Genomic DNA, 11461 nt, shown 5'->3' with positions numbered 1-11461 from the left:
TGGCGGAAAAATGATTCTTTACGATTACCAAAACAAAAACCCTATTCTGTTAGAACACAAAATAGGGTTTTTAATTTTATAAATACTATTATTTAAGTCTCCTTAACAGTAATAATCTTAACCGGACAGGCTTTCGCTGCCAATTCACAGCTTTCTACAATTGCGTGATTAGGCGATTTTAAAGTAAAAAATCCTTTAGCATTCTGTGAATGAATCAATACCGATTTTCCATCTTTTTTTGACATTTGAAAATGTAGCGGATCCATTTCGACGCAATAATTACAGCCGATGCATTTGTCTCTTTGTAATGTTACAATAACCATTATGCCTCAACAATTTTATATAATTTGTCCGACATTCTGATTCTAAACGGAAGTTTGAAAGTACAATCATCTCCTTTCGTTGCTTTTTCGGCTTCAAGATCGTTTACAAACATTTCGTCGATAATCATTTCCTGAGCACCTGTGCTTGGTCCTGTTACTAGAATTTTATCTCCAATTTTAATATCATAAGCTTCAATTTTAAATTGACCAACATTGGCTTTCGGAAAATAATGCGTTCCTTTTCCAACATAGACTTTTTTCTGAGTCGCAGCAGATCCCGGAATATCACTCCACTCACCCAATTCCTGACCAAGATAATATCCTGACCAAAAACCGCGATTGTAAACGGTTTCTAAAGCCTGCATCCAAACTGCGGTTTTTTCTTTTGAAAAAGTGCCTTCGTAATATGCATCAATAGCTTCGCGATATGTTTTTATAACTGTTGCTACATATTCTGGCGCACGCCCGCGACCTTCGATTTTTAAAACCTGAATTCCAGAATCAATAACCTGATCTAAGAAGTCAAGTGTGCATAAATCTTTTGGCGACATCATGTATTCGTTATCAAGTTCGATTTCAAAACCGGTTTCCTGATCGATAACAGTATACTTTTTTCGGCAGTTTTGCTTGCATGCTCCACGATTCGCAGATGAATTGTGTAAGTGCAAACTCAAATAACATTTTCCTGAAACTGCCATACATAAAGCACCATGACCAAAAATTTCGATTTCGACTAAATTCCCATTTGGACCTTTTATCTGCTCTTTCTCTATTTGAGCCGTAATATTCTTTACTTGACGTAAACTTAATTCTCTGCTTAAAACTATTGTATCAGCAAATAAACTATAGAATTTTATGGTTTCGATATTGGTCACATTAAGCTGCGTTGAAATATGTACTTCCATTCCAATTGATCTTGCCATTACAATTACGGCCTGATCAGAAGCAATTACGGCTGTAATGCTTGCTTCTTTGGCTTTATTCAATAATGTTTTTACAACTGATAAATCGTGATCGTAAATAATAGTGTTTAAAGTCAAATAGCTTCGAACGTTTTTAGATTGACAGCGATTAGCGATTTCTTTTAAATCTTCAATTGTAAAATTCACCGTTGAACGTGCACGCATATTCAGTTGTTCAACTCCAAAGTAAACAGAATCACAGCCATTATCTAGTGCAGCTTGAAGCGAATCAAAATTCCCAGCGGGAGCCATGAGTTCAATTTTGTTAGTAAGTGTCATTTTTATTTGTATTTTTTTTGCTAATGCTTAAAACTATTAGCAATGATTATTGTGTGGTATTTTTTGTCCTTTTTTAAAACGGACCAGGACTTTACCTTGCAAGACGTATTACGTTGTGGATATTCGTTGTGTTCCTGCGGTTAAAACCGCAGGCTATGTTTTTCCTTTGGGCATGTTTTTCAATATAGCCCGTGGTTTCAACCACGGGAAACGCATTGTTGAACATTTACGTTGCGGATATTCGTTGCGTTCCTGCGGTTGAAACCGCAGGCTATGTTTTTCCTTTGGTCCTATTTTTTTTCAATATAGCCCGTGGTTTCAACTACGGGAAACGTATCTATGAATCAATAATTTATTTCTCCAACCCATGCAGTTTTACAAATTCATCAAATTCATCTTGACCGTTTTTCTTAAGATGATGCTGTTTTTGATTTTTTATGTAATTATAGGCAGCATCTAACTGAGATTCGCTCACAGAGAATGCCGCATAGCCCGTTTGCCAAGCAAATTTTTCAAGGATAAACTCTCCTCTATTCATAAAATGAGAAGAACTTCCTTTTATTTGCTTTACAATATCTGAGATAGTTTTTTGTGGATTTTGTAAAAATAAAACATGCACATGATCAGGCATTCCATTTATGATTCTAACAGGACAACCAAGTTCCGTTAACTCTTCCCAAATGAAATCATACAGTTTTTTATCAAAAGAAAAATCAATTAATTCCTGACGATTTTTGGTTGCCCAAATTGCATGAATCCATAATTTGGTAAAGGATTGTGACATATATAAATGAGCATAAAATTTCTGCTAATTTACAATTTTACACGATTTATCTTACTTTTTTGTTGTGTGGATTTTCTATGCTATCAGTTATTTCAATAACAGTTGTGGTATTATTATATTTTTAGCAGCCGCAATAGTAACTTAGAACTGTTTGTCCTTTCGATTCCTTGATTTCCAAATAACAGCCAGCATCCTCATCTTCTTTTGGCTGATATTTGGTTTTTAATTTATTCCAGACATTATCATCCGTTTTAAAAAACCATTCTACAAATTTAATCACTTCGCTTTTTGAATAATTCGGAAAAACAATTTCAACATCTAAGCCAGCTTCAGAGCATGAATTATTTTTTAGTTTAATTCCTGTTTTAAACTTATATTCCTTAGCACAAACTTCTTTTGAATCGCTGAATCGCTTTAAAATATGTTCTTCTTTTTTTCCTAAATACTTGGAAAAATATTTTTCTTCAAAATTATCTTCATATCGCACTTTCTCAACAAAAGATTTTGAAGGAACAGGCAATTTATTTACCTGTCCTGTCATTTTGAAACTTAAGAATAAAATCAGAAATAATTTATTCATGCGTTTTATGATTAAGCTATTCTAAAATCTTGTATATTTTATCAGATAATCTGATTCTGAATGGAATCTCAAAAGTAACTTTATCTCCAATTTTAGCTGTCGTAATTTCAGCTCCGTCAACAATTAGTCTTTCTAAAATCATTTCCTGATTACCCGTAGTTGGCCCGGAAATTAAAATTTTATCACCGCTGTTTAACTCTTGGTTTTCAATAGTAAACTGTCCCACTTGAGCTTTTACATAATAATGTTCCGCTTTTCCAAGAAGTACTTTTTTCACTTTTACTTTCTGACGAATATCAGCAGGCTTTTCAGCAGCACCCAAAGCTGAGTTTGGCAACTCACCTGAATGTTTAAATTTTAGATTTTCAGATTTTCCTTTTCTAAACACTTTGTTTCCAACTTGTTTTCCGGTTCTTAAACGAACCTGATCAACCAAAGGCATGTGAATAATCTCTAAACATTCTGTAGAACAGCAGTTTTCCATTGCAGTTTTGCAATCGTCGCATTGAATAAACAACAAATGACAACCGTCATTTTCGCAATTCGTATGATTGTCGCAAGGTTTTCCGCATTGATGGCATTGCGAGATAATATCATCGGTAATTCTTTCGCCAAGACGGTTATCGAATACGAAGTTTTTTCCAATGAATTTGCTTTCTAAACCTTCTTCTTTAAGTTGTTTAGCATAATTGATAATTCCGCCTTCTAATTGAAACACGTTTTTAAAACCTTGGTGCTTAAAGTAAGCACTTGCTTTCTCGCAACGAATTCCTCCGGTACAATACATTACCAGATTTTTATCCTCTTTATGGTTTTGAAGCTGTTCGTTGATGATTGGTAAACTTTCTCTAAAAGTCTCAACATCTGGAGTAATTGCATTTTTAAAATGCCCAACTTCACTTTCGTAGTGATTTCTAAAATCAACCACAATCGTGTTTGGATCATCTAAAATTTCATTGAATTCTTTGGCTTTCAAGTGAACGCCTATATCAGTTACATCAAAAGTATCGTCATTCAAACCGTCAGCAACGATTTTGTGACGAACTTTAATAGTTAATTTTAAAAACGAATGATCATCATGTTCTACAGCATCATTCAAACGAATGCCTTTCATAAAATCATAAACTTCAAGAGTTGCTCTAAAAGCCTCCAAATTTTCGGCAGGAATACTCATTTGAGCATTTATTCCTTCATTGGCAACATAAATTCGCCCTAAAGCATCAAGTGCGTTCCAGGCTAGAAATAAATCGTCGCGAAATTTTTTGGGATCTTCAATTTTGGCATACGCATAGAAAGACAACGTTAGTCGTTGTTTACCTGCATCATCGATCATGATGGCTCTTTCTTCTGCGCTCAAAGTGTTGTACAGTTGCATGCTATAAACAGTTTTAAGTTAAGAATATATAATTGAATTCTATTTTTCTGAGTGAATTCGGGCGCAAAGGTAGGTTTTTCTTTTCGATTTCAAAAACAATTAACGTCCATCAATTTAGAACCATTTTAGCAATTACAGTTTACTTAATTTATGATTTCCAATCTCTACTATCCATAAACTTTATTTTGCAACTAAATTGCATTAATTAAAAATATATACTGTTTATCAGTACTTTACAAAATATTCATTACATTTATGAGGTATAATTTTAACATTTATGATTATGAATGCTTTAAAACTACCCAAACCGCTCTTCCCAATTCTTTTATTTTTAACAATTTTTATTTCTTGTAAAAAAGAAAAACCAAAAGCCCCGCCACCTATGCAGGCACCTTTTGTAACGGTCAAGAGTGAAGATGTTCCCATTTACAAAGATTTTGCCGGACAGACTTTTGGAGATTTAGACATTGAATTAATCGCAAGAGTTGATGGAATTTTGACCGGAATTCACTTCAAGGAAGGTCAAAGGGTTAAAAAGGGACAATTATTATACACCATTGATCCGTTGGAATACGATACAAAAGTAGAACAAGTTCGCGGTCAAGTTGCTGCAGCACAAAGCAATGTTGTAAATGCCGAAGAAGAACTAAAAAGAATTCGTCCGCTTGCAGACATGAATGCAGTAAGTAAAAGAGAATTAGATGCGGCTGTAGCCAAAGACAAAGCAGCGAAATCTAATCTAAACAGTATTCAGGCAAGTTTACGAAATCAGCAGATAGAAAGAAGTTACTGCAACATTCAATCTCCAATCGACGGCGTTATTGGTCTTTCGAATGCCAGATTAGGCGATTATATTACCAAAATTGGAAATGACTCTAAATTAAACACCGTTTCAAAACTCGAAAAAGTCAGAGTTCAATTTACTGTCAGTGAATCTAATTATCTCCAATATCAAAAACAAGTCAAAGACGGAGAACGAATTACTGATCTCGCTTTAATTCTTTCTGACGGAAGTACACATCCATACAAAGGAAGTCTCAATTTTTCCGATACCAAAATAGACCCGACAACCGGAACTGTAACCATTGAAGCACAATTTCCCAATCCAGACGGAACCTTACGATCCGGACAATTTGCTAAAGTCCGCGTTTTACTCCGAACTCAAAAAGATGCGATTGTAGTTCCTCAAAAAGCCGTAACCGAAATTCAAGGACTTTTTCAGGTTTCTATTATTGACGATAAAAACACCATTCAAACCAGAATGGTCGAAGTTGGGCAGAAAATTGGTGTCGATTGGATCATTACCAAAGGTTTAAAACCCAACGAAAAAGTCGCCATTATTGGCAATCAGTTTATTCAGCCTGGATCAACAGTCGTTCCAGTTCCCTACGTAGCCGACAAAGATAAAAAGCAGATCGCATCATCTCTAAAAGACTAGACTATGGATAATTTCTTTGTAAGACGACCGATCGTTGCAATCGTACTTTCCATATTTATAGTTCTTATCGGAGGACTCTCGATCCTGTCAACACCCATTGCGCAATATCCTGAAATTGCACCGCCTCTTGTTCAGGTTTCTACAAGTTACCGCGGAGCCAACGCACTAAATGTTGAACAAGCCGTTGCAACACCCATCGAACAGAAAGTAAATGGTGTCGAAAATATGCTCTACATGCAGTCGACCAATACGGGTGACGGAAGTATGACGCTTTCTATCACTTTTGATATGGGAACAGATCTCGACAACGCTACAATGTTAACTCAAAACAGAGTTGCCGAAGCCACAAACAAACTCCCAAACGATGTTAAAACAACCGGAGTTACAACCAAAAAGTCATTATCAATGCCGATGCTGATTTTGTCTTTGTATTCTCCCAACAAAACTTTCGATAATAACTTTTTAACCAATTATGCGAGCATCAACATAGTAGACGCACTCGCCCGTATAAAAGGTGTTGGAGAAGTTACCCTTTACGGAGGAAGTAATTATGCCATGCGGATTTGGGTCAAGCCCGATATCATGGCGAAATACAATCTCACCGTTCCCGATATTATACGATCGATTCAAGAACAAAATGCTATTGCGCCCGGAGGAAAATTCGGAGCGCCGCCAGCGACCGAAAATAATGAATTCACGTATAACGTAATGTTGAAAGATCGTTTGGTAAATCCCGAAGATTTTGAAAACATCATTCTAAAATCAAATATCAGTAATCAACAAGTTCGGCTGAAAGATGTTGGAAGAGTAGCACTCGGAACCGAAAGTTATGCTTCTGTTGCCAGACTAAACGGAAATCCCGCAGGAACTATCGGAATCAAACAAATGCCGGGTTCCAACGCTCTTGAAGTAGCCGAAAATGTAAAAAACACGATTGAACAACTCAGTAAAAGATTTCCTCAGGATTTAAAATATGCTGTTTCATTAGACACCACTTTAGCCATTTCTGAAGGAATCAACGAAATCATGCACACTTTGATTGAAGCCATTATTCTGGTAATTCTGGTAGTTTTTATATTTCTACAAAACTGGCGCGCCACTTTAATTCCGCTTTTAACCGTTCCTGTTTCCTTGATTGGTGTATTTATGCTTTTTCCGTTACTCGGATTTTCTATAAATGTCCTTTCACTTTTAGGATTAGTACTCGCCATTGGGATTGTCGTCGACGATGCAATTGTAGTGGTTGAAGCCGTAATGCATCATATCGAACAAGGTATGTCTCCGCGAGAAGCAACAAACCAAGCAATGCGCGAAGTTTCTGGACCTGTAATTGCAATCGCGATTGTTTTAACAGCCGTTTTTATTCCGGTTGCATTGACTCCGGGAATTACAGGAAGATTGTATCAGCAATTTGCGATTACAATTGCTATTTCTGTGATTTTCTCTGCATTAAGTGCATTGACTTTAAGTCCGGCTTTATGTTCGCTTTTACTAAAACCCAATCAGGAAGCAAAAGGCTGGCTCGGGAAATTCTTTAAATGGTTTAATGTTAAGTTTGGAAATTTCACTAATAAATACACTGGTTTTTCAGGTTTCTTGATTAAGAAAACTGCCCGAAGTTTAATTTTTATCGGAATTGTAGTTGGAGCCATTATTCTTTTAGGAGGAAAAATTCCAGGTGGATTTGTTCCCGAAGAAGATCAGGGTTATATGTTTGTCAATATTGAACTTCCCGGCGCATCATCTTTAGAAAGAACCAGCAAAGTCATTCAAAAAGTAGAACATATTTTATCTAAAAATCAAGGTGTTCAATATTATACTTCGGTTGCCGGATTCAGTTTGATAAAAAACTCAGTTGCCACCAATAACGGATTTTTCTTCGTTGCCTTAAAAGAATGGAAAGAACGCGAACAGGATGTTTTTCAGATTTTGAAAGAAGTCAACGGAAAAGTAATTTTTGGAATTCCTGAGGCAACGGTCTTTGCTTTTGGACCTCCGCCGATTACGGGAATTGGAAATGCTGCCGGATTCTCGATGATGCTTCAGGATAAAGAAGGAAATACACCACAATATCTTTTTCAGAATGCACAGCAATTTATGGCCGAAGCCAAAAAACGACCCGAAATTGGAACTATTCGAACGACCTTCAATCCAAACGTTCCGCAGATTAGTTTAGATATTGATCGGGAAAAAGTATCGGAACTGAATCTATCTTTATCGGATGTGAATCTCGCCATTGGTGCAAGTTTGGGAGGACAATATATAAATGAATTCAACAAATTCGGACGACAGTATATTGTTTTGCTTCAGGCAGATCCAAGTTTTACCGTAAATCCCGAAGACATAAATAAGATATTCGTTCGAAGTCGGGATAACAAAATGATTCCCATTACGAGTATTGCTACAATTCGAAAAGAAAGCGGTCCCGAATTCACAACACGTTTCAATTTATATCGAGCTGCCGAAATTGGTGGAACGCCCGCTCCCGGATTTACTTCGGCGGAAGCCATGAAAGCACTACAGGAAACCGCTGCAAAAGTACTGCCCGCCGGAATGGGTTACGAATGGGCGAATATGAGTTATCAGGAAAAACAAGCCGAAGGAAAAGGAAATACCGTTTTTATCATGGCGTTGTTTTTCGTGTTCTTAATTCTCGCCGCACAATACGAAAGCTGGAAGTTGCCATTCAGCGTTTTGCTCGGAACTCCTTTTGCCGTTTTTGGCGCTTTCCTCGGATTATATATCTGTCGATTATTAAGTCCGGATTATGTCAATAACGTTTTTGCACAAATTGGTCTCGTAATGCTGATTGGTCTGGCGGCCAAAAATGCGATTTTGATCGTAGAATTTGCCAAAGAAGAATATGAAAAAGGAATGCCGGTTAAAGAAGCCGCACTGTACGCCGCCAAATTGCGTTTTCGACCAATCCTTATGACAGCTTTTGCTTTTATTTTGGGAGTTGTTCCGTTGTTAACCGCTAGCGGAGCCGGAGCGCAAGCCAGGAAAGTAATGGGAATGACGGTTTTTAGCGGAATGTTGGTCGCCACCATTTTGGGCGTTTGTCTGATTCCGGTGTTATTTGTATTTATTGAAACATTCGGAAAGAAAAAAACGGAGGAAATTGATGAACCTAAAGAGGAAGAGAAATGAAAAATCTAAAAATACTTTCAGCGTTATTTTTGATGGTTGTTTTTCCTTATGGATGCATGGTTGGGCCAAAATATGCCAAACCCGAACAACCTCAGGCAGATACTTTCCGTTTTGGCAATCAATCCAGAGACACAACAAAATCAGTTACAACCATAAAATGGTCATCGATATTTAACGATGATGTCTTAATTGGCCTGATCGAAAAAGGAATTCAAAATAATTATGACCTTAAAATTGCTTTGGCACGTTTAGAACAGGCAAAAGCCAATCTCGGAATTGCAAAAGCTGATTTATTTCCTGCTTTTCAATATTCCGGTCAGGTAAATAGTTCCGAAACGATTATGCAGCCTTCATCGGCATTTGTTAATATGTCTTGGGAACTGGATTTTTGGGGAAAATACCGTCATCAGAATAAAGCTTTACAAAGTGAACTTTTAGCAACCGATGAAGCTCGAAAAGTAATTCTGTCAAATATCGTAAGCACGATTGCCATTTCTTATTTTGAATTGCGTGATTTCGATAATCAATTGGAGATTACCATTCATACATTAGAAACAAGACAAAAAGCGTATGACATTATCAACGAACGTTTTATAAGCGGTTACGTCGCCGAATTAGATAAAGTGCAAATTGAACAGCAAGTCGCCATTGCCGAAGCAAATATTCCGGCAATTAAAAGGCAAATTACGGCTTTGGAAAATTCCATTTCGATTTTAATTGGACAAGTGCCGCAGCCTATTCAGCGTGGCAAAACGAATAGTGAATTATTGATTTTAACAACTTTTCCAACTTCGGTTCCATCTGCTTTATTAGAAAACAGACCTGATGTAAAACGTCAGGAATATTTATACAAAGCGGCTTATGAAAGAATTGGTGTTGCACAGGCGTTGCGTTATCCGTCTTTTAATATTGCTGCGGTTGCAGGTTTTTCTAGTGTACTGGTAGGTGATTTATTTAATGATGGTTCGTACATGCAAAATGTTGGCGCAGGAGTTACCGGCCCAATTTTCAACTTCGGAAAAAACAAACGCCGTGTTGATGTCAACCGACAAATTGCCGAAGAAGTAAAGTTCAATTTCCAAAAAACATATTTAACCGCCATTTCTGAAGTCGAAAATTCACTTCAAAATGTAGCCATGTTCAAAGAAGAATGGACTGCCCGAAACCGACAGGTTGTCGCCGCACAAAAAAACTATGATCTTTCAAACGCAAGATATTATAATGGTTATGTTTCATATCTGGAAGTTCTGGATGCTCAAAGATCTCTTTTTGAAGCTCAACTTAGTCTTTCGCAATTAACACAAAAACAATTAAGTTCGATGGTTCAGTTGTATAAAGCACTTGGCGGAGGATGGAACTTTTGAGGTTCTGAGTTGCTAAGGTTCTGAGGTTCTAAGTTTTTTATGATTGTCTAAAAAACAAAAAAGCACTATTTTCATAGTGCTTTTTTGTTTTAAATCTTTGTGTCTTGAGCCTTTGTTACTTTGAAACTTAGAAAAAACCTTAGAATCTCAGCAACTCAGAACCTTAGTCCCTTAATTAGCAATACTCGTTAAACGCATCTTGCAAGTTCTCAGCGATTAATTCAGCTGGACGACCTTCGATGTGGTGACGCTCTAACATGTGAACCAATTCTCCGTTTTTGAACAAAGCCATAGATGGCGATGATGGAGGAAAAGGAAACATGTGCTGTCTTGCAGCATCAACTGCTTCTTTGTCAACACCAGCGAAAACTGTAATAAGGTGATCTGGTTTTTTAGCTCCGTCTAAACTCATTTTTGCTCCCGGACGTGCATTTCTTGCAGCACAACCACAAACAGAGTTCACAACAACTAAAGTGGTACCTTCTGCTTTGATAGCATTCTCAACAGCTTCGGCACTATGTAAATCTTGAAAACCTGCAGCTGTCAATTCAGCTTGCATTGGTTTTACCATTTCTTCTGGATACATATTGTTTATTTTTAAATTTTACTTTTGAACTGCAAAGTTACAAAGTTTACTCGCAACTACTTAATTTGAAGTATAAAGTTTTGTTATAGTACGATATTAAAAATTTAAACTGCTACTTGTTTTATTTTTTTATCCGGAAACTCGTAATTGTATTGTTTCAAATAGCTGTTTCTGCTTCTTCTTTGTCTGGTTGTTAAAACGGTTGATTTATCTTGCTCGGAAATCTCAATGGTTGAAAGATAGCTCGTTAGATATTTTTTAAGCATTTCTATATTATCGACTTCAATAGAGTAGATTATTTTTTTTCCTTCATTTTTTATATTTACCAGATTTGCCTTTTTTAATTCTAATAAATGTTTTGATATCGTTGATTGTGCCAATGGAATCAATTCAACAATTTCGCCACAAGTTCTATTGTCTTTTCTCCAAAGTAATGTCATAATCTGAATTCTTGTCGGATGTCCGAGTGCTTTACAAATTTTTCCTATTGCTTTTGTTTCTATATCGAAATTTAAGTGCTTTGTAATTCCCATAATTATCTCATTTAATTCATTATCCTAAATAACCCATTATCAAACGTACATAGTGTTATTTTCGAAATACAAAATTAATTCTCAAGA

10 protein-coding genes are annotated in these 11461 nt (G+C 36.4%); 3 read left to right on the top strand and 7 right to left on the bottom strand.

Annotated features, from left to right (window positions below):
• Positions 1–92: 92 nt before the first annotated feature.
• The 5 genes from GKZ86_RS21220 to GKZ86_RS21200 all read right to left on the bottom strand — a co-directional run bounded on the left by GKZ86_RS21220 (position 93) and on the right by GKZ86_RS21200 (position 4303).
• A complete protein-coding gene (locus tag GKZ86_RS21220; RefSeq protein ID WP_154785062.1) occupies positions 93–323 on the bottom strand; it encodes a ferredoxin in 231 nt (76 codons plus the stop codon).
• Positions 323–1564 (bottom strand): peptidase U32 family protein, encoded by a 1242-nt coding sequence (locus GKZ86_RS21215; RefSeq protein ID WP_154785061.1) that lies wholly within the window; start codon positions 1562–1564, stop codon positions 323–325. The genes GKZ86_RS21220 and GKZ86_RS21215 overlap by 1 nt, the downstream gene beginning before the upstream one ends.
• A 352-nt stretch (positions 1565–1916) precedes the next feature.
• Entirely contained in the window at positions 1917–2348 is a 432-nt protein-coding gene (tnpA, locus tag GKZ86_RS21210; RefSeq protein ID WP_154785060.1) for an IS200/IS605 family transposase, read from the bottom strand.
• 121 nt (positions 2349–2469) lie between these two features.
• Positions 2470–2928, bottom strand: coding sequence for a hypothetical protein (locus GKZ86_RS21205; protein WP_154785059.1), 459 nt, complete (start codon positions 2926–2928; stop codon positions 2470–2472).
• A gap of 16 nt (positions 2929–2944) precedes the next feature.
• On the bottom strand, positions 2945–4303 hold the full coding sequence (locus GKZ86_RS21200) for a rhodanese-related sulfurtransferase (protein ID WP_154785058.1): 1359 nt from the start codon (positions 4301–4303) through the stop codon (positions 2945–2947).
• A gap of 382 nt (positions 4304–4685) precedes the next feature.
• Here GKZ86_RS21200 and GKZ86_RS21195 point away from each other — a divergent pair, with 382 nt between their 5' ends.
• The 3 genes from GKZ86_RS21195 to GKZ86_RS21185 are packed head-to-tail and all read left to right on the top strand — an operon-like array spanning position 4686 to position 10255.
• Entirely contained in the window at positions 4686–5741 is a 1056-nt protein-coding gene (locus GKZ86_RS21195) for an efflux RND transporter periplasmic adaptor subunit (RefSeq protein WP_194632510.1), read from the top strand.
• Between the two features lie 3 nt (positions 5742–5744).
• Complete coding sequence (locus GKZ86_RS21190; protein ID WP_154785056.1) at positions 5745–8891, top strand: efflux RND transporter permease subunit; 3147 nt, start codon at positions 5745–5747, stop codon at positions 8889–8891.
• Entirely contained in the window at positions 8888–10255 is a 1368-nt protein-coding gene (locus tag GKZ86_RS21185) for an efflux transporter outer membrane subunit (protein ID WP_154785055.1), read from the top strand. The genes GKZ86_RS21190 and GKZ86_RS21185 overlap by 4 nt, the downstream gene beginning before the upstream one ends.
• Before the next feature lie 175 nt (positions 10256–10430).
• Here the strand turns inward: GKZ86_RS21185 and GKZ86_RS21180 are convergent, their stop codons facing one another.
• A complete protein-coding gene (locus GKZ86_RS21180; protein WP_154785054.1) occupies positions 10431–10841 on the bottom strand; it encodes a BrxA/BrxB family bacilliredoxin in 411 nt (136 codons plus the stop codon).
• A 104-nt stretch (positions 10842–10945) separates the two neighbouring features.
• Complete coding sequence (locus GKZ86_RS21175) at positions 10946–11374, bottom strand: helix-turn-helix transcriptional regulator (protein ID WP_154785053.1); 429 nt, start codon at positions 11372–11374, stop codon at positions 10946–10948.
• Positions 11375–11461 lie beyond the last annotated feature (87 nt).

This window comes from Flavobacterium sp. LC2016-13 (genome assembly GCF_009707955.1).
Taxonomy (GTDB): Bacteria; Bacteroidota; Bacteroidia; order Flavobacteriales; family Flavobacteriaceae; genus Flavobacterium.
The sequence above is the reverse complement of the archived record's forward strand: the minus strand, read 5'-3'. Positions and strand labels throughout refer to the sequence as shown.